The organism is Longicatena caecimuris (genome assembly GCF_004341945.1).
GTDB classification, from domain to species: Bacteria; Bacillota_I; Bacilli_A; order Erysipelotrichales; family Erysipelotrichaceae; genus Longicatena; species Longicatena caecimuris.
In genome coordinates, this window is the sequence record NZ_SMBP01000022.1 from 31,562 (window position 1) to 53,745 (window position 22,184).

10 protein-coding genes are annotated in these 22,184 nt (G+C 33.8%); 8 read left to right on the forward strand and 2 right to left on the reverse strand.

Annotation, left to right across the window (positions count from 1 at the left end; translation table 11 throughout):
• The 8 genes from EDD61_RS11450 (at position 1) to EDD61_RS11485 (ending at position 20,678) form a co-directional block, all read left to right on the forward strand.
• A complete protein-coding gene (locus tag EDD61_RS11450) occupies positions 1-13,938 on the forward strand; it encodes a SpaA isopeptide-forming pilin-related protein (RefSeq protein ID WP_207901040.1) in 13,938 nt (4,645 codons plus the stop codon).
• A gap of 59 nt (positions 13,939-13,997) precedes the next feature.
• A complete protein-coding gene (locus EDD61_RS11455) occupies positions 13,998-15,542 on the forward strand; it encodes a SpaH/EbpB family LPXTG-anchored major pilin (protein ID WP_008689337.1) in 1,545 nt (514 codons plus the stop codon).
• A gap of 47 nt (positions 15,543-15,589) precedes the next feature.
• Positions 15,590-16,423 carry a class C sortase gene (locus tag EDD61_RS11460; RefSeq protein WP_008689334.1) on the forward strand — a complete coding sequence of 278 codons (834 nt, stop codon included), beginning with the start codon at positions 15,590-15,592 and terminating at the stop codon, positions 16,421-16,423.
• Positions 16,404-16,943: a hypothetical protein gene (locus tag EDD61_RS11465; RefSeq protein WP_132225478.1), complete on the forward strand. Its 540-nt coding sequence runs from the start codon at positions 16,404-16,406 to the stop codon at positions 16,941-16,943. The genes EDD61_RS11460 and EDD61_RS11465 overlap by 20 nt, the downstream gene beginning before the upstream one ends.
• A gap of 89 nt (positions 16,944-17,032) precedes the next feature.
• Positions 17,033-17,476, forward strand: a complete 444-nt coding sequence (locus tag EDD61_RS11470) for a hypothetical protein (RefSeq protein WP_008979101.1) — start codon at positions 17,033-17,035, stop codon at positions 17,474-17,476.
• 96 nt (positions 17,477-17,572) lie between these two features.
• Positions 17,573-19,336: an ABC-F family ATP-binding cassette domain-containing protein gene (locus EDD61_RS11475; protein ID WP_132225480.1), complete on the forward strand. Its 1,764-nt coding sequence runs from the start codon at positions 17,573-17,575 to the stop codon at positions 19,334-19,336.
• The gene (locus EDD61_RS11480) at positions 19,333-20,244 is read left to right on the forward strand and encodes a helix-turn-helix transcriptional regulator (RefSeq protein WP_119983202.1); all 912 of its coding nucleotides are present in this window, start codon (positions 19,333-19,335) and stop codon (positions 20,242-20,244) included. The genes EDD61_RS11475 and EDD61_RS11480 overlap by 4 nt, the downstream gene beginning before the upstream one ends.
• 56 nt (positions 20,245-20,300) lie before the next feature.
• A complete protein-coding gene (locus EDD61_RS11485; protein ID WP_008689326.1) occupies positions 20,301-20,678 on the forward strand; it encodes a hypothetical protein in 378 nt (125 codons plus the stop codon).
• Between the two features lie 65 nt (positions 20,679-20,743).
• On the opposite strand, the gene EDD61_RS11490 is transcribed toward EDD61_RS11485, so the two are convergent.
• Both EDD61_RS11490 and EDD61_RS11495 read right to left on the reverse strand, forming a co-directional pair.
• Positions 20,744-21,163, reverse strand: a complete 420-nt coding sequence (locus EDD61_RS11490) for a C-GCAxxG-C-C family (seleno)protein (protein WP_008689325.1) — start codon at positions 21,161-21,163, stop codon at positions 20,744-20,746.
• Positions 21,164-21,304: 141 nt separating this feature from the next.
• Entirely contained in the window at positions 21,305-21,973 is a 669-nt protein-coding gene (locus tag EDD61_RS11495) for a uracil-DNA glycosylase (protein WP_132225482.1), read from the reverse strand.
• Between the last annotated feature and the right edge of the window lie 211 nt (positions 21,974-22,184).

Consider the following 22,184-nt stretch of genomic DNA (forward strand, 5'->3'; position numbering starts at 1 on the left):
ATGTTAAAGCGTTTATTACATAAATCATGCGTATGGATCATGGTAACATTACTTGTTTTAACGAATATCGATTGGACTGTTTATGCTGTTGAAAAAACAACAAGTGAAGATGAAGTAGCAACATATTCTATTAGTGGTGTTATCTTTGATGATACAAATAAAAATGGTGAACAAGATAAAAATGAACCAGGTGTAAGTGGCATTGAAGTAAGAGCTATTAGCAAGGATAAAAAGACCTATAAAGCTGTTACCGAAGAAGATGGTACCTATCATATAAAAGTAGATGAAGCTGGCAAATATGAAATTAATATGTGTGCTAAGTTTTCAGATATTGCAACATATAATTTGAATAATACAGTAAAAAATAACAAGGATAAATTTGAAATAGGAAATTACGAAGATGATGTTTTTTTGCGCATCGCAGAATACGATGTAACAAAGAATGAAACCCTCAATTTAGGTTTAGTACAAGAAAATACGCAAGAAATAGAAAAAGAAATTGCTAAATTGAGTGCAACAAGATCAGCAGATTGCCAAATTTTAAATTGGGTAAGTTTAAGAGTTTGGGATAATCTTCGTGTAAAAATAAGTTATTCTGTGAATGGGCATGCAGGTGGATCTGAAGGTTATGTTTTAAAGTATTTTGGGAATAATAAAAATCAACATTTATATTGCCTGCAGCCTGGTGTAGCTTTAAATGCAGGAGATGAATTATGCTATGCAGGTGGATCCCTTTATAATAATGGATATTCAAAAGATAAAGCCTATAAATTAAGTCTTTATGCATATTATGGTATTGATAATCCAGCATGGAAGAATAAAAAACAATGGGAAAAGAATCTTTACTTTTTGGCTGCACAATCTTTGATTTGGGAACAATGTGGTGTCAAGGGTATTAAAGTTTATTACGAAACAGGAAAAGATACATACACTTATAAAAATGAAGTCGCAATGAAACAATATCGTGATGATATTTTAGCTAAAGTAAATAATCATAACAAGGTTCCTTCCTTTAATGGAAAAACAATGACAGTAACTAGAAAAGAGGCAGGCGGTAATACATTTAGTTATACAGATAGCAATGGAATATTAGGTCAAGGAAATTGTGAAGTTACTTCAAAAAGTGAAGGTATTAAAAGTGTTAGTTTTGATGGGAATAAACTAAATGTGACCCTTTCAAATAATATTAAATATGACGGAAAGACTTTGAGTATATCCTTTGTTAAAAAATTTCCTTCGTTAGGTTGGAATGTCAAACAATATTCGGCGACTAACAGGCAACGTGTCTACTTTTATGGATCTCCTAAAGATGTAAAATTTAACATCTACATAAAAGTGAATACAAATGGTAATATTCTTATCAAGAAAACGGATTCAAGTGGTAAGGCGAGAAAAGGAATTACTTTTAGCTATGGAATGGATAAAAATAATTTAAATGAAACAACCGAGCCAACGAATGATAAGGGTGAAACGAAACTTAAACGAAATTATGCCGCTGGTACAGTGATATATATAAAGGAAAAAACTGTTCCGAATGATTTGATATTAGATACAACCATATACCAAAGAACAATAAAATCTGGTGAAAATATTGAGTTGGCAATTAAAAATAAAATTAAATCATTTCCTCTTAAAATTAAAAAAATAAATGAAGAAACAAACAACCCTATAGAGGGAGCAGTATTTTCCTATACTGATGGGAAAGCTACATATACTGGTGTTACAGATAAAAATGGACAATTCACTAGTAAGGTAAGCTTCCCAGTAGGAACAAAAATTACAATAACAGAGACTTTTGCTGGGCCTGGATTTATTGCACCGACAGGTACGGAAAAGACGCAAACACTTATAATCAATGTAAATCCGGATAAGAATGTATTTACCTTTAAAAATACAGCTATAAAAGTAAAATTGGAAATTCATAAAGAGAATAGTAGAACGCATCAACCTCTTAAAAACGTAACATTTAAAATCGGACCGAATTTAAATGGACAAGAAGGTGCTGCTAATGGTTTTGATTTTAAAACAACGGATGAAAATGGTTATATTGAATCGCGTCTATATGATGCCAGAACTAAAATTTATTACCAGGAGTGGAGCAGTGAAGATGATAGCATCAAACTGGATAAAACTATTAAAACAGTTACCTTTAATGATACTAATATTGGGATAACGGTTAAAAATGATGAGGAACCAGTTCAAATTAAAGTAATAAAAACAGGTAAAGATGATTTGCCTTTGGAAAATGTTGTTTTTGTAGTTCAGAAGGTTGTAGGCGCTTCATGGGTCGATGTAGAAACTGTAAAAACTGACAAGAGTGGTAAAGCAGTTACTACTAATAAGTTTACAAGAGGTGACATAGATGCTGGCTTTATCCGTTTAGTTGAAAGAGAAACTATACCAGGATATGATAAATTAAAAGATCCGATTATGCTTTCTCTGGATAACACAATTGAGAAAAATGTCTTAGAGGTAAAGGTTGAAAATAAAGCAATCCCTACCATTTTTGAAGTGTATAAATATGATAAAGATGATAAAAACAAACCATTATCTGGTGCAGAGTTTGAAATAACAGACACCAAAGGCAATGTTGTATGTACCCTTGTTACAAACAATGAAGGTAAGGCAAAAACAACTGAGTTGTTAGCTAACACTACATACTATATCAAGGAAACAAAGGCTCCAAAAGGCTATAAAATTATTAATGGTGAAAAAGAGGCTTTTAAAATAACAGATACTGGAAATCATCCATATTACTATAAGAAAGATGTACCTAATGAGCCTATTTATGGATATATAGAAATTTATAAGAAAAATCAAGATGGTAAAGCTTTAGCTGGTATTGAATTTACCGTTTATGATGGCGATAAAATGATTCAGACATTAAAAACAGATGAAAATGGTTATGCTAAATCTAAACCATTAATAGTTAGTAGTGTTTACACACTTAAAGAAACTTGGGCACCTGCAAATATTTTGGTAGATTTTGATGATCAAACAATAGATTTTAATAATGCAAAATCAAGCAGTGGAAATAAATGGACAGGAACATTTAATCCTAACACGCTTACGATGACTTATAATATTACCAATGAGGAAACAACAGGTCTTGTAACTATTCATAAAATTGATTCTGAAAAAAATAATGTAGTAGTAAAAAATGCAACTTTCAAGCTTTATAATAGTCTTACAGGGCAATTGTTAGGTACACAGGTAACAAACGATCAGGGTATCGCAAAATTTGTTGATGTACCATTAGTAAATGACGCAAATCCTTTACAAGGCTATTATTATCTTGAAGAAACCACCCCAGGAGATAATCATATATTGCCTGAAAATACGCGTAAATACTTCCAGTTAACGAAAGAACAAGCAAATTTCGAAGAATCATTTGCTAATCCACCTGTAAAAGGTAGTATAGAAATTATGAAAGTTGATGAGGAAGATCCTACTCAAAAACTTAAAGATGCAGAATTTGCAATCTATAGTAAGAATGATCTAACCAAGGCGTTAGAAACAAAATCAACGAATGAAGAAGGTATTGTAAAATTTGAAAAGTATAGATATGGTGAATATGTTGTTAAAGAAACAAAATCTTCTAAAGGACATTATAATGATCTTGTTAATGGTGGTAATGATGATTATTGGAATGCTGAATTGCAAGGATATGTGTTTAATATTAACAAAGATAAGCAGAAGATAGAACTAAATGTAACTAATCCAAAATCTTATATTCAAATTGAAGTTAATAAAAAGGGTGCAGGTGGGCGACCTTTAGAAAATGTTGAGTTTGAATTAAGAAATAGTAAAGATGAAGTTCTAGAGACATTAATTACAAATAATAAAGGTTATGTAAAAAGTATGGCTTATACAGTAGATGAGTTGAATGATGCATACATAATTGAAACAAAAGAGCTTCATGGATATATATTAGATACACAGAAACACTTTATTGATTTACCTGATAACCCTACGCACAAAATAGAATTAATAAGTTTAAAATTAACAAATGAACCTAAGCCTGTTAACTTAAGATTATCAAAAGTTGATGATAATAATGAACCGATAAGTGCAACTTTCCATGTAAAGTTATTCAATAATTCCCAAGCAGATTCGAGAACGGGGACTCCATTTTATGAAGAAGATATAGAAATTAATACAAAAGATAATCCAAAAGATTTAAATTATCTTCTAGATAAATGTTTAGAAACGACTAGTACTAATGGTGGATATCATATTGAATTTAGCGAAACTAAAGCCTATATTACACAAAAAAAGTTAAATGGTTCTTTTTTGATAAAATATGTTCCTGGTGGAACTCCGCAATTAGATCAGGATAAAATTCTTACTAGCTCACTAGACGAAAGTGAAGCTATGCGTGATGCGTTATCTTTCGATGGTTACACAGGGATTATCAAAGTAAAGAACAGCTTAAAAGCTCCTAAAATTTATATTAAAAAAGTTGATGAGAATGGCAACCCATTAAAAGCAACATTTAAGATTACAAGTAGTAGAACTGGTAGTTATAGTGAAACAATTACTACAAATGTTGATGATGGATTAGCTGAAATTAAATTAAATGAGTTCTATGATGGTACTGCATCAAGTTCAACTAATGTATTAAAAATCGAGGAAACTAAAGTAGAAGGGGATTTTGCCATATTAAATACTCCAATAACTTTGAATTTTAGAATGGATTCTAATAACCAATTTAATTTAATAAGTTCAACACTACCAGATGGAGTATCATTTATTGAAAATTCATCAAAACAAATTGTGATTCAGGTTGTAAACAAAAAACCGACAACAGAATTCTATATGAAAAAATCTATGCAGTCAGAAGATAATGGTGTAATTAGTGCGATTATAGATATAGATATATATAAAAAAGGACAAACTGGAGTGCCTATTAAGACAGAAAAGGGAGTAAATATTGATAATTATAATTCAAATACACTGACAAAAATAACCGATATTTTAACTTCTCTTCCAAGTGAAAATGATTATGATGTTTATATCACTGAAACTGCAGTAATATTTAGTAGTTCGATAGATGGTAAAATATATTCTAAACAACCTAAATTTAAAGCTTTTACTTATTGCCCAAACGAATCTAATCCTAACAAGATAAAATCATTAAGTGAACTTATTAAATTAACTACAGAAGGTGATGAGTCTTCTACTATCTATAAGTATGTAATTGATTTTAAAAATGAATATGCACCTTTAAATATACAAATAAAAAAAGTAGATAAAGCTACTAATAAGCCTTTAAAAGATGCTGAATTCACAATTACAACGAAAGAAAATGAAGTTTACAAATTAGTAACAACAGGTGATGTGGAAAAAGATATAATTACCATTCCGCATACAGAATCAGTTCATATAGAAGAAACCAAGTTTCCTCCTGGATACATAGCTGGAGATGCGTTTAAGCAAGATTATGTAATTAGTGATTTCCAACAAATAAAAGAAAGCCCGTCTGACTTAGTCGCAACGAAGTATTTATTGGAGTTGGATATAAATAATATTCGACAATACGAATTTGTATTAAATAAAACAGATGAAAATGGTTCGTTAGCTAACGCAACTTTAAATTTAAATGGTACAAGTGGAAGTCAATCAATTAGTAAAGAACTTAAAACAGTAAATGGTGTTCTTGATATTACACCAGTTTTAAGTGAAATGGCTGACCTATCAATGAGTGATTGGACATTTAGTTTGACTGAAAAAGAAACAGATGATGGTTTACTTGTACTAAACGGTGTTGCAGCTACTTTTAAATTCCATCCTACGTATTTAGGCACATCAAATACTAATAAATATCTAGAAGTGCTATCTAAAAACGAAAATATGAGTGATTTAAAATTTGATTCACAAAATCGTTTTGCTGCTTCAATAACTCTTAAAAATAATAGTATACCAATCAGCTTAATTCTTAAGAAACAAGATAATAGTGGAAAACCATTAGCTGGAGCTGTATTTGAAATCAAACCTTTACATGGGAAAGCTATTGTGGTAACAACAAGTGGTACATCTTCTGGTGATAAAATTAATTTGCCATATGATGATGGATATACCTTACATGAAACAAAAGCGCCTGAGGGTTACCAGTTAGATTCTACTGTATATTACTATACACTGAAGGACTTTACTGCTACAGGTAATCCAATTACTGCTTATAATAAGTCTGTTACTATTAAAAATAACCCTATTGTAGGTGAGTTGGAGATTACAAAACTAGATGAAAGCACGAAAGAAAAACTTAGTGGTGCTGTATTTGAGTTATATAAGGGAAAAATGCCGACATCTGGAACAGAAAGAGAAAAGTATGACAGTGTTAATAAAGATAACCCAGCTTATAAACTTATAGAAACAATCACAATTCCAGATAGTGGGATTGAAGTAGTAAAGAATCTAGCATATGGTGAATATGTTCTGAAAGAAACAACAGCTCCGAAGGATCACGATATATCTTATGAATTACAGTCTGTTAACGTTAGTGAGCATGGGAAGGCAGTAAAACTAGATGTTGAAAATAAACTAAGTTCTGGAAAACTTATTATTCAAAAGAGTACAGAAGATGGAAGTCCGCTTGCTAATGCAGAGTTTGAATTGCGCCGTAAAGATACAGACGAAAAGATCGGAGATAATTTAATTACTGGTGCGGACGGTATAGCGATTGTTGAAAGCTTGCCTTATGGTGAATATTATGTAAAAGAAATCAATACTCCACCGGGTTATATAACTGTTTCTGGGGCAATTACTAACGTTGTCATAAATAGTGATGAAAAAGAAGTGAAAGTCGTAAATAAAAAAGCAGAATTTAGTTTTAAATTAATTAAGCAGGATGCCGCAAGCGGTGATCGCTTAGCAGATGCAGAATTTGGTTTATTTAAGCATGGTGATTCACCATATAACACAACGAATCCTGCCCAACCGCTCTTAAAATTTAAAACAAATGCAAACGGTGTTTATACTGGAATGTTATCAAGTGCTGGAACTTATGATATTTATGAATTAGTACCTCCAAAAGGGTATGAACTTATTAAAGACTGTTTTGAGATAACAGTAACTAATGAAAAGCCAGCAGCGACAGAAGTAATAGTAAGTGACGATCGCTTGCCTGTTAAGGTCACGATTTATAAAGTTGACAGCAACGGTGGTAAACCTTTATCGGGAGCTGAATTCGCTATCTTCAATAAAGAAGATCTGACTACGAAAATTGCAGATGTAACGGAAACAACTACACCAGGTACGTATACAGCTTCTATCCCAGCTGCTGCAATATCTTATGTAGTAATTGAAACAAAAGCACCAGATGGTTATGTATTAGATACTACGCCTCATAACATTGTTATTAATCAAAAGGTACAAGCAGATATTATTGAGTTTGAAGCTGAACCACTGACAATTTCTAATGATGAAATGTCAGGAAATGTTGAAGTTGTAAAGTATGATGAAACAACAGGAACTAAAAAATATTTAGCGGGCGCAGTATTTGAAATTTATGATAGCAGCGGTAAGGTAGTTGATACGATAACGACAAATATCGAAGGAAAGGCAATGAGTAAAAACCTTAGCACTGGATCTTACACAATGAAAGAAATAAAGGCTCCAGAAGGTTATGAACTAGTTTCAGATGTGTATGACTTTACAATATCCCCAACTGTTAAACATAAGACGATTTCTGTTGAAAACAAGCCTTTAACCGGTTCATTCAAAGTGAAAAAAGTAGATGCTGAGGATCAATCAAAAGTCTTAGCAAATGCTACATTCGCAATCTATAAAAGCTATGAAGATGCAAAAGCATTAAGCGGAGAGCTTAAGTCTATCAAAACAGGAGATAGCGGAATTGCAGAATTTAGCAATTTACTTTATGGAACGTATTATGTAAGAGAAACAGGTGCCCCTAAAGGTTATTACTTATCGACTGAAATTAAGACGGTGGAGGTAAATAAAGATTCAGGAAAAACAAATGCATTGCCATTTGTATTCACAGATGTTAAAAAACCGACCACAGGAAAATTCAGTGTGTTAAAACGTGATAAGGATACTGCTGAGGGACTGCAAGGTGCAGAATTTAAGGTAGTAGGAATTAATGTTCAATATGATAAAACCTATATGACAGACCAAAATGGTACCTTTACTACAGATGAATTAGTGTTTGGTGAGTATAGAGTAACAGAAACAAAAGCACCAAAAGGCTATAAGCTTGCTGAAAATCCAGTACAAACTATAAATTTGAATGCTGATTCTGATGAAGACTCATTATTGCTTATCTATGATAATGCTAAAATTAGGGCAAGTTTGGAAATTCTTAAGGTAGATAGTTCTGATGAGCATAAACCATTGGAAAGTGCAACATTTGATATTTATTCTTTAGATGATTATGGTAATCGTGTTGAATTTATCGAACGTTTGATTACTGACAGCAATGGTAAAGCTACATCTACTTTATTAGGTGTTGGAAAATATGAAATCGTAGAAATTAGTGTTCCAAATGGTTATAAATTATCAGAAAATAATGATTTATACTTTACTGTTAATGAAAATAGTCCAGAGGTCATAACAAAAACCATTGTAAATGATGCTATAACTGGTAGTCTTAAACTAAATAAAAAAGATTCTGAGACGAAAGAGCCTGTAGAAGGTGTTGAATTTACTGTTTATGATGCTGATGATAATGCATATGCAGTATTGAAGACAGATAAATACGGAATAGCATCACTTGATAAAATACCATATGGTAATTACTATGTAAAAGAAACAGATGTACCTGATGGATATAAATTGAATAAAGATTTCTATGAGGCATTTGCAATCGCCAGTAAAGATGGACAAGTATATGAATATACAATTGAAAACGAACCTATCAAAGGAGCAATTGAGTTAGTCAAAGTAGATGCTGAAGAAACAGGAATTGGTGTACCTGGAGCGACTTATGGAATTTTCAAAGAAGCTATATTAAATGAAGAAGGTAAGTATGAAGTTGTAGAAAGTTCCTATATGGAAGGCTATGATATGGTTACCTTACCTGATGAAATTGAAATAATGGATCCAAATGAAAATCCTGAAGAATATGCCAGCGATGGTTCAGAAGCAGAGGAATCTGATCCAAATATTGAAATTAATAACACGCTGATTACGCATGTTCCAGTGAAATCAAAAATTCTAGATTTAGGAACATATTATGTAAAAGAAATTGAAGCACCTAAAGATTATGAAATAAACGATGCTGTTCTTGTCGCAGAAGTGAAGCAAAATGAAGATGAGGAAACCAAATATGATGATGTTTTAATTCAAGTTGAAACAAATGATGTTCCTAAAAAAGGAAAAGTAGATATTTTAAAGGTTGATGCAAAGGATTCCAAAAAGAAACTTAAAGATGCTGTCTTTGCTATATTTACAGAAGAAAGCTATAATCAATATTTAGAAGATTTGAAGATTCTTGAAAAAGATCCTAATGCTGATATTTCTGTTACGGAAGCAGAGATTTATTTAACGACAGATGAAGAAGGAAAAGCATCCTATGATCAACTTAAATTTAATGAGAGCTATGTATTGATTGAGTATAAAGCTCCGTTGAATTATGAATTATCCGACAGAGTTGAAAGGTTTACGCCAAGTGCAGAAAATCCTTCATTTGATTATACGTTTGAGAATACTTATCATGATAGTATTACCATTCATAAAATAAATGAATTCGGCTTGCCATTAGAGGGAGTAACGTTTGCACTGCATTGGGCTGGAGAAGATGGACAGGTGCAAACTGATGATGATGAAAAAATAGCTACTTTTGAAACGGGCTATGACGGTAAAGGAATTGCATCTTATCGAAGCGACCAGTTAGCTCCTGGCAGATATTATGTAACGGAAGAAAATCCTGCTAGCTACGGCTATGATAAATCAGATGAAATTAAAATCATTGATATTACGCCAGATAAGCATGATTATACCTTTTATTTCGAGAATCAGCCGTCAAAAGGTGAAATTGAATTATGGAAAACCGATGAAGCCGGTAAACCATTACCTGGAGCAAAATTCGTACTTTATAAGGCAGGCAGTTCCTGGTATCAAGATGAAGAGTTTGGCGATGTCACAGAAGATGTTAAAATTATGGATATTGAGCTTGATGAAAACCAACACGCATTAATTAAAGATTTAGATATTGGTTTCTATGTCATAAAAGAAGAGCAAGCTCCGGAGGGATATTTGCCAATCAATCCAATATTAATTAACCTATACTCTGATTCAACAGCTACGGAAAAAAATGGTAAGATTTATTATCATTATGAGAATCACATTGTGAATTATCCTATCAGTGGACAAATTGAAGTTCAAAAATCTTTAAAAGGCCCTGATGGCAATAAAGTCATTGGTAATTTAGAGAAGGCTATTTTCGAAATTCGTGATAGCAAAAATGCTGTTGTTGATACCTTGGTAACCAATAAAGAAGGTAAGGCTACAAGTAAAACATTATCTAAAGGAACATATTCGATAGTAGAAACCAAAGCACCGGATGGAAGTATTTTAAACGAAAATATCGGTACTGTTACGATTGATGGTTCTAAAGTTGATGAGCCATACGTTTATGAATTTACGAATGATGTATACACAGGCAAATTAAAAGTTATAAAGGTAGACGAGTACGGCAATACCTTAGCAGATGCCACTTTTGAAATAACAAGTGATGCGACGAATGAAGTGGTTGACAAAATAACAACTAAAGCAAATGGAATCGGAATCAGTAAGGATCTGCCATATGGATGGTATACAATACGTGAAACTATTGCACCACCAAACTGTGAGATTGATACGACTTCATATCACCGATTAATAGGCGATAAAGATGCGCCAATTGTTGAAGTTAAATTGGAAAATCATACCTCTAAAGAAGGTGTTATCAAACTTCTCAAGTATGACAAGGATAATCCAGAAAAACGATTACCAGGTGCAGAATTTAAGATAACATCTGTTAATGACCCTACATTTAGTGATGTGAGAATTACAAATGATAATGGTGAGATTTTATTAAATAATTATACACCGGGTGAATATAAAATCGTTGAAACCAGGGCACCGGAAGGATATCGCCTAGATCCTACGCCAACTTACTTTACGGTTGAAGATAAGAGCGATAGTTTCTTAATTCCTTTAACGAACGAACTTGAAAAAGGTAAAATCACATTTAGTAAAACAGGGGAAGTTCTTACTGGCTATGTGGCCGATCAGACGATAAGTGGTTTATTGCATCTGAATTGGGAAACTAAGAATTTGGAAGATGTTACCATTGGTATTTATGCTACTGAAACATTGTATTTAGATGGTAAGAAGTATGAAAAAGATGATTTAATACTTGAATTAAAGAGTGGTGAAACAAGTATTGATTTGCCTCTTGGAACTTACATGTATAAAGAATTGTCAGCACCATCAGATTATTTGCTTGATACAGAGTTCCATCAAATTAAATTGACATCATCTGATACAACAGAAAATGCAGAAGCGTTTATCGATATGGATGATACGCATGCTACGTTTACGGCCAAATTAACAAAACAATTTGACGGTATGAACAATCCTGAATTATTTAAATATGTAAAATTCGGTGTCTTCACACAATATGCAATTGAATACATTGATAACAATGGTAATCAGAATGTGATACCTGCGAATTCTATGGTTGCAATGTTTGGCATTGATTCAAATGGCAAGAGTACGATGTCTGGAATTAAATTACCAGAAGGAAGATATTATGTAAGAGAAACGGCTACTGCACCAGGCTATGTTTTAAATACAACAACTATTCCATTTGTTATAAATTATGATAATAAAAATGTGGAATTACAAATAAGGAATGATGACGATCCGATTATCAATTATGCCGGTTATGGACAAATCAAATTACAAAAAGTCGGCGAGACCTTCACTGCAATTGAAACAGTTGAAGAAAATGGGCATATCGTTACAAAACCGGTATTCACAATGGATAGTTTGAGTGGTGCGGTGGTAGAAATACGTACAAAGGTTGCTGTTACAATCGATGGAACATATTATCCAGTTGGTGCTGTCGTCGATACGCTAAAGAGCGGTACAAAGGATATTAGTAGAAAATTACCTTATGGAACCTATGTAGTTGCCGAAAAAGAAGCACCAGATGGTTTCATAGTTGATACAAGTGAGCATGAGGTTATATTAGACCAAGATATAGTAAACTTTAAACCAACGCTTGAAACTACAACAATTGAAAACCATAGAAATAAAGTTTCGTTAACGGTTTATAAAGAATTCTATGGGGTAGCGGATGCAACGGCACTTTATCCTAAGGTTATATTTGGTATCTTCTCTGCTGAAGAAATAAAAGGTGCTAATGATGGAGCATTAATCAAGAAAGATACACTAGTTCAGTTAATGCATGTAGACAGTGATGGTAAAGCAACTAATAACACATTATTACCAGTTGGTAAATACTATGTGAAGGAACTCGATACAGCAGATAACTTCGCTGTTGAGACAGCGAAATATCCGTTTACCATAGAAAACAATAGTTCAGGTGCTATTGTAATTGATGGAATATCTGAGGATAAGCCAATTATTAACTATCCAGATACAGGATTTACACCATTTAAGTTCCGTAAGGTGGATGAGAGTGGCAATCCATTAGCGAACGCAACATTCCAATTATTCTCTTGTACAGAACACCATACACACGATTTATTAGCAAACCCTGATGAATCTGGCAGTTGTTGGAAACCAATGGACACTAATCCTGCGGTAACAAGTGGAGAAGACGGTATTGTAGAATTCAAGAAACTAGCTAATGGTGAGTATCGCTTAGTTGAAACGGCGGCTCCTGATGGTTATGGACTACCTGATGGACAATGGAAAGTTACCATAAATAATGAAGCAACGAAACCAGTAGTTATTAACTCATTAGAAGGTGCTCCTGATGCAACATATGTTTCAGCGAATGGCACTTATGAATATCAGATTAAAAATGTGCTAGCACATAATTTGAAATTCCGCAAAGTAGATACAGATGGAAGTGCGTTGGCAGGTGCTAATTTCCAACTATATAGTTGTAATAATACAGCATCATCACATATTCATGATGAAACTGCGAATATCGATGGTACTAATCTTAACTGTTGGACACCTATAAGCAATACACCACAGATAAGTGACTCTGATGGATTTGTTGAATTTAAAAGCTTAAATGATGGAGAATATCGTTTGGTTGAGACCAAAGCACCATCAGGTTATATATTACCTACAGGTCAATGGTCAGTAACGATTAAGAACTCATCACCAACACCAATCGTGTTTAAATCAATTGATGGTGCACCTGATGTGAAAACGGTAACTATTGGTACTTCTTTCGAATATCAAATAGAAAATGAGTTATCTCATAACTTTAAATTCCGTAAAGTGGATCCAGATGGTCTTGCATTAGCAGGAGCAAGTTTCCAACTCTATAGATGTGACGATACTAGTTCAGGACATACACACGACGATCTGGCAGATATTGAAGGAAATGGCAGCAGTTGTTGGAAACCTATATCAGAAACACCGGTCGTTAGTGGTGAAAATGGATTTGTGGAATTCACAGATATTGAAGAAGGCGAATATCGTTTAGCTGAAGTAGCAGCTCCAGAAGGTTATGAACTTCCAAAAGGTCAATGGGCAATACAAGTTAATTACACTGATAAAGAAAATCCTATTAAGATTACTGCAAAAGGAAATTCGTTACCTCCAGCATTTAAGAAAGTGGAAACGAGTGATGGAAGTTATGAATATCAGGTAATTAACAGAAAGAAACAAGATTTGCCTATTATGGGTAGCACTGGAAATTCTAACTATCTGCGATATGGAAGTATAATGCTGATTCTAGCATGGTTATTAAGAAAACGTAAAAAGGAGGAATGTTATGGATCATAACCATTAAAGTTTTTCTTGATAAATTTATATAAATGTAACAGAAAGGAAAGGTAAAAGAAATGAAAAACAAATTGAAAAAAATCACAGCTATGTTATTGAGCATAGGAATGCTAATGACATTATGTGTTGGCGCAAATGTAAAGGCAGCTGAGCCTGAGACGGGTAGTATCACGATTCACAAGTTAAAAGTAGAAGAAGAGGATGACTACAATAAATTAGTTGAGGGATTGAATAATAAAGGTACTGGACAATTATTAGAAAAAGACAATCCACTTATCAAAGATTATAAGCCATTCCCTGGTATTACATTCAAATTAACAAAACTTGTCGATGATGGAAGTGTAAAACTAGATCCTAAAGAGGCTACTGATTTATTCAATAACCATAGAGATAAGACGTTTGGTACTGATGGAACTAAAGAAGGTACAACAGATGATAATGGTGAGTATAAATTTGATAATTTGCCATTAGGTGCTTATTTATTACAAGAAGAAGACCATGCGCAAGTTAGCAAAAAAATGGCACCAGCGATTATATATGTACCAACATATAATCCTGAAAACAAAACAGATACAAATGCTCCAAAATGGTTATATGATATTCATGTATATCCTAAGAATTTAATTCATCAAGGTGGTCCAGATATCGATAAAGATGTTGTCAATGAGGGAAATAATCATGCAGGTGAAAATATTGGTGATGTTTTTCCTTGGATTATTACTACAACGGTTCCATTAAAAGATGATGAAGAAATTTATAACAAATATATTATTACAGATGTAATTGATTCACGCTTAGATTTTGTTAATGAAGAGAAGATTTCAATCGAAATGCGAGACTCTTATGGAAATTCACATGATTACTTAACGCGCGATGCTGATTATTATACACAATATGATGAATCAACACGCGAATTGAAAATCACATTAACTAATGATGGTATTAGAAAGATCTGTAGTGTTGCAAGAAATGGAAAATTGGTTACGAAGTTCTATACAAAAATAAATGATTCAGCAATTTTAGGCGATGAAATTGATAATACTGCTCATTTATCTTTTACAAACTTCAGTGGTCAAGATTATGAGAAAGATAGCGATACACCAGAAGTACATACTGGCGGTATTAAAATGATAAAGGTTGATAAGGAAAATTCTGCAAAAGTATTGAAGGGTGCAGAATTCCAGGTTTTTGCATCTGAAGCGGATGCAAAAGCTAAAAAGAATCCAATCAGCATTAATGGTAAGAATACTTTTGTATCAAATGAACAAGGTATCGTAGAAATCTTTGGTTTAGCTTACGGTACTTTGGGTGAGTCATATGAAGAAAACAATAATCGTTCAACGGATTATTGGATCGTAGAGACAAAAGCTCCTATTAATGAGAAAGGTGAACCATATAGCTTATTGAGTGAGCCTTTAAAAGTAACAGTTAATGCTACAAGTCATTTAGATAATCAAACAATAACTGTATACAATGCACTGACAAATACTGATCTTCCATTCACCGGTGGTATTGGTACAATTATCTTTGTTATCGGTGGTATTGCTTTAATTGGTGCAGCAGTTGTATTAAATAGAAAAGGCAGCCGTAAAGCTGTTAAGTAGAAAATCAGGGGATTCAGTTCCCCTCTTTTCTGCTTTATACGACTAAGATGAAAATACGAAAGCTAATAACAACCTTGCTGTTTCTAGGTGGTGTTATTTTACTGGCCTATCCAAACGTAAATGTTTTATTGTCTAATCATGATCAAACCATAGCTGTAAAGAAATACAATGATAAGGCATTGCATTATGATAAAGCAATGGTAAAAAAGGAAATTGATAAGGCAAAGGTATATAACAAAAGCATCTTAGGTACTGAGGTACATGACCCTTTTGTACCTGGAAGTGGTGTGGTTATTCCTGATAACTATAATGACATCATGAATGTTGCCTCCGGTATTATGGGCACATTGGAGATTCCTTGTATTGATTTAAACTTGCCTATTTATCATGGTGTGGCAGAAAAAGTTATCCGCAAAGGTGTTGGTCATTTACGTGAGACGCCATTTCCTATTGGAGGGAAAGGAAATCACACGGTTTTAAGTACTCACCGCGGCTTGCCTGAGGCAAAATTATTTACAGATTTGGATAAAATGGAAATTGGTGATGAATTTTACATTCATATTTATAATCAAGTTCTTGCTTATAAAGTAGATAAGATCATCGTAGTGAAACCTAATAAAACAGAATATTTAAAACCAATTGCCGATGAAGATCATGTGACTTTATTGACCTGTACACCATATGGAATCAATTCACATCGCTTATTGGTAAGAGGAATACGAACAAAGTACATACCAAAGCATAAAGCAATGATAACAAAGAAAACGTGGCCAAAGGAAATAATTATACTGTTAGTGCTAACTGGAGCTTTAGTATTGATGATAGGTTATAAAATAGTTAAAAAAGTAAGGAGTCGAAAAAATGAAACAAAAATCAGCTAGAATAAAAAAGATAATGGCAGTATTCTGCTGTATGGTGATGGCAATGGCAATTGCCGGATGCCAGCGTACGGATAAGTCTTCACCAAAAGGGTTAACAGAAGTTTATTTGGAGAAGATGAAAGAAGGAAAGTATAAAGAAGCATGTGATACCGTCGGTGCTGAATTTGATCAAAAAAGCTATGATAAGAGTGCTAATTTGCAAAAAGAACTTATGAAGTTAACTTATGCAAATATGACCTATGAGGTTAATGAAGAAAAAATCAAAGATGATAAAGCAACAGTCAGTGTTAAAGTAAAAAACTTTAATTATATAGATACAATGAACGATGCTATCTATGAAACTATGAAACAAAAAAAAGATGATGAATTCACGAAAAGTGAGTTTACAAAGAAAATGAAAAAAGCAAAACAAAAAGAAGAAACTGTTTTAGTTAACTATCGCAAAGAGAATAAAAAATGGATTTTTGATGGTAGCAATTCTTTGTTGAATGCGGCTATGTTAGGATATTTGAATTCTTAATTGTTAAAATTATTTAGAAATGATATAAATTTTTGTATATTTATATTATTTCTTTATATGTTTCATTCATAAGAAAGGAACAGTAAATTATGCAGACGATACACGTTCTTGAAATACAGAAATTAGATGTGATATGTGAAGATAACAGAGGCTTTGATGAGAAAAATTTATGTTTACAATTATTCTCTGATGCCAGTTATTCCATACCTGTACGCAGTTGTGATTTTTTCTATATTTGGAATATGATCACAAACTATCATCCTCGAAGTTATTGTCACAGACGGATTCATGATATACAAGAAAACTACTTTCTGATGTGTATTGATGATAATGCAAAAATACAAAAATTAATTACAAATTTAAAAGAATTGTCTATGTCACAGGTGTATCAAGCATTACTTAGTGAAACACACCAGCAATATCGTGGTAATTATTTAAAATGTCTGGAAAATCTAAAGAAAGTGCTCTTAGTATCTTTCCAAAAGGCTTATGATGAACATAAAGGTATCGTATATTACAATGACGATTATTAAGATAAATGAATAGGTAAGGGAAGTCATCTTGTGAGATGATTTCCTTTTTCATCTGCGTATGGTAAAATAAGCAGGTAACGAAAGAGGATGATATATATGTTATTGTCAGTGGAACATTTAACAAAGCATCAGAATATAAAACCAATTGTAAAAGATGTCAGTTTTGCGATTGAAGATCATGATAAAATTGCCTTGATTGGTGTCAATGGTACTGGTAAAACGACCTTGTTACGTATCATAGCAGGTCTTGAAACGTATGAAGAGGGTAATATGATACGTAAAAATAATTTACGAATCTCTTATCTTCCCCAAGACCCTGTGTTTGATGAAGAGGATACGATCTTGCATCAAATTTTATGTATGGATAAAGATATTAAGGAATTTGAGGCAAAGGCAATATTAGGGAAACTTGGTATTTATGATACTGCGCGCATTGTGAAGCATCTTAGTGGTGGACAGCGCAAACGTGTTGCTTTAGCAAGAGCCTTGTTACAGCCTTGTGATCTTTTACTATTGGATGAGCCGACTAACCATTTGGATAATGATATGATCGAATGGCTAGAGAAGTATTTATTGCGTTATTCTCATGCGATCTTTATGGTAACACATGATCGTTATTTTTTAGAACGTATCTGTGATAAGATGATGGAAATCAATCAGGCAAACATATATACCTATGAGGCTAATTATTCACAATATTTGGAATTAAAAGCACAACGCGAAGAAATAGCGCAGGCGAATGAGCGCAAACGGCAAAATATTTTGCGTACGGAACTTGCCTGGATGCGTGCCGGTGTACAAGCCAGAGGAACAAAAAGCAAGGAACGAATCGAGCGGTTTCATAAACTTAATGCAATAGAGAAACCGAATGAACAAGAGAATATAAAATTGGATGCTATAAGTTCTCGCTTAGGTAAGAAAATTATCGAATGTGAAAATTTATCTAAGGCGTATGGGGAACACCTCTTGTTTCATGATTTTTCTTATCATCTTCAAAGAAATGACCGCATTGGTATTTTGGGTGCGAATGGGTGTGGAAAGACAACCTTATTGAAAATATTGGCAAAAGTATTGGCTCCAGATAGCGGTGAGGTGGTACATGGAGATACGGTTAGAATAGGCTTCTTTAAGCAAGGACATGAAGAAATGGACATGTCTATGCGCGTATTGGATTATATTCAGGAAAGCTCGAATGCCATTACGACCATGGAGGGAACATATACAGCTTCGCAAATGCTGGAACGATTCTTGTTTGATGCCAAAGCGCAATATATGCCAATTGGGCGTTTATCCGGTGGTGAACGCAGACGGTTATATTTATTAAAGGTATTGATGCAGGCACCAAATATCTTGTTTTTGGATGAACCAACCAATGATTTAGATATTCAGACCTTACAGATTCTGGAAGATTATCTGGATACATTTAATGGGGCGCTTATTACGGTGTCACATGACCGTTATTTCCTTGATCGTATTTGTGATAAGCTGTTTGTATTTAATTCGGATAAAACGATACAGCAGTTTTTGGGAGGCTATAGTGCCTTGATGGAACTAGGGGAAAAGAACACAGCAGTAGATAAGAATGAAAAAGCAGTGAAACCAAAGGTAAGTCCGCGTTTATCCAGTAAAGAGAAACAGGAACTGGAAATGATGGATGAACATATGGAAAAGCTGCAAAAACAAATTGAAGCGATTGATGAGCAAATGGAGATGGATACACAAGATTTTGTGAAATTGCAATCTTTAAGTGAACAGCGGGAAGCCTTGGAAACCAAGATGGAAGAATTAATGGAACGCTGGGAGTATCTTAGTGAAAAACAGCAGGCCATCGAAGATTTAAAAAAAGGAAAAAGCAGATGAAGCGTGATCGTTTATATGGAATCACGATATATTTGTTGAATCATGGGCGTACCAGCGCCAAAACATTAGCAGAATATTTTGAGGTTTCAGTGCGCACGATTCAGCGGGATATGGATGCCTTAAGCATGGCGAAAATTCCTATTATTGCTTATCCCGGTAGTGATGGCGGTTATGAAATACAAGAAGGTTATCGCTTGGATGAACAATGGGTGAATGAGGAAGAGTTTTCTATGATGGCTACTGCATTGCAAGGTTATTCCAGCGCAATGGGAGAAAATCAGGTAGTTGATTTATGTGAAAAGATAGAACAACTCTCTAAAGATGATTCCCATATCCTGTTAGATTTTAGTGTTTTACAGGAACATCCGCGCATCTATCAGCATTTGCAAATCATTAAAACAGCCATGCAGAAACATTGTTGCTTACGCTTTATGTATACAAATGCGCGTAATGAACGAAAGAAGATAGTGGCAGATGCCGCCGGATGTATGTATAAATGGTATGCTTGGTATATGATTGCCAAAATGGAAAAAGGCTATCGTATGTATAAGTTAGTGCGTATGGAAGATATTGAACTCGTTAAGGATATGCAAGCGCAGCCGCATCCTGCATTACGTGAAATTATCGCATCTATGCATGATGAGAAACATCAACAGCCGATGATAGAAATTCGTTTGCGTTGTGATAAAGCAAAGAAACTATCAATTTTGGAATATCTGCCGGGTGAGATTTTGCAGGAAGATAAAAAAACTTTCTTATATCGTTTGTATGTGCCTAAAGATGAGCATTTCTGGTATGCGAATCTGTTAGCCTTTGGCGATAGGATTGAAGTGTTACAGCCAATAACGTTAAGAAAACGTATCTATGAAGACAGTAAACGATGGATACAACTTTATCAAGAACTATGACATACTGTTGTCGTAGTTTTTTTGTTATGATATAGCTGTACATAGGAGGATGCAAGATGAAAAGAGAATATGGTATTGCGCGCTGTGGACTTGCCTGTTGTTTATGTAGTGAAAATACGACTTGTCAGGGGTGTTTAGGTGACAATTGTGCTTTTATGGATGCTTGTGAAAATCGCAATTGCTCAAAAGAAAAACAATACGGACATTGTTATGAATGTGACAAGGAATGTCGTAAGGGTATGTTGAGTAAGAGCAAACCTTATGGCTTTACACTATTTGCAAAGCGATATGGCGAGGAAAAACTTTTAGATTGTCTGGCAGCGAATGAAAAGAATGGGATTGTTTATCATAGAGAAGGTATTTTTGGTGATTATGATGTGTTTGATGATGTTGAAGAATTGATACAATTTATTTTAACGGGGAAACGTGGATGAAATAGAATAGAAAAAGCTGCTCATGACAAGAGTGAAGATTGCTCTTGTCATAGGGCAGCTTTATGTTATTGCTCTACAGTGTTGTGTTCTGCATCCCATTCCATGATAACATGTTCTAATACTTCAGCAGCAGTAGCAACTGTATTCTCACATTTTATTTCTTTATTATGAAATACCGGTTTGATTTGCGCACATAGGCGAGAACCCATGCGTTTCTGAAAAGCGATGACCAGCTTTTGCGTCAATGGGCGCATATCTGCATAATCATGTGCTTTGGTTTCTACATAGCGAGAGCTGATGACACAAGCTGCACCGCTGAGGGCACCGCAGACATCCCCAATTTGAAAACCTCCCCCAAAAGCAGCGGTCATATTCATATCCTTATCATGTAGCCCCAGATCATAGACCTCATTTCCCGCACGGATGATACTTTCTGCACAGTTATATCCCATGCGATAATACTTTATAGCAACTTCTTTTAACATAAACCAATTTCCTTTCTCTTCATACGAATTAATTTTAGCATGCTTGTTTTTCGTGTCAAGAAAGGGATGTGAAATTCATGCATTACCATTTATTTTTATTTGTTTTATAAGCGAATTGATACAAAAAGTGCAAGATATTTCTTATTCAATCTGCCAATCAATAGGTGTTTGTCCATGCTGTTTTAAAAAGTCATTGGTTTTGGAGAAATGTCGGCAGCCAAAGAAACCGTAATCCGCACTGAATGGGCTAGGATGTGCACATGATAGAATAAGATGTGCCGGATTGGTGATAAGTGCCATTTTATTTTTGGCATTACGCCCCCATAAAAGGAAGACGATTGGCTCTTCGCGTTCATTTAACTTTTGAATAATCACGTCGGTTAATTGTTCCCAACCATGATTGGCATGAGAATTCGCCTGACCACCGCGAACGGTTAATACGGTATTTAACAATAATACGCCCTGTTTTGCCCATTTCGTTAATTCTCCATGAGAAGGGATGTTACAGCCAACATCGTTTTTTAATTCTTGAAAGATATTTTGTAAAGATGGGGGAGGGGTAACTCCTTTTTTAACGGAGAAGCATAAGCCATGCGCCTGTCCTTTGCCATGATATGGATCTTGTCCTAAAATAACAACCTTAACACAGTGATACGGTGTATATTTTAAAGCGTTAAAGATATCATACATGCTAGGATATACCGGATGATGATTATATTCATATACTAAAAATTTGCGGATGTTCTGGTAATATTCTTTCGCAAATTCATCTTTTAATATTTCGTCCCAATCATTGCCAATCTGTACCATAAAAACACCTCTTTCCTCTTTATTTTACTCTATGTGTATCATGAAGTAAACGTTATCGAGAAGAAAATAAGGGAAAGCAACATTCTACTATAATTTCTACTCATTTTATTATGAATCCTGTCTTTAGAAGTTAAAAGTAAAAAAATGGTGTAAACTCGAAATTATAGCTAACGAGTATGCATCATTTTTATTTGTTTATTGGTAAGATAAT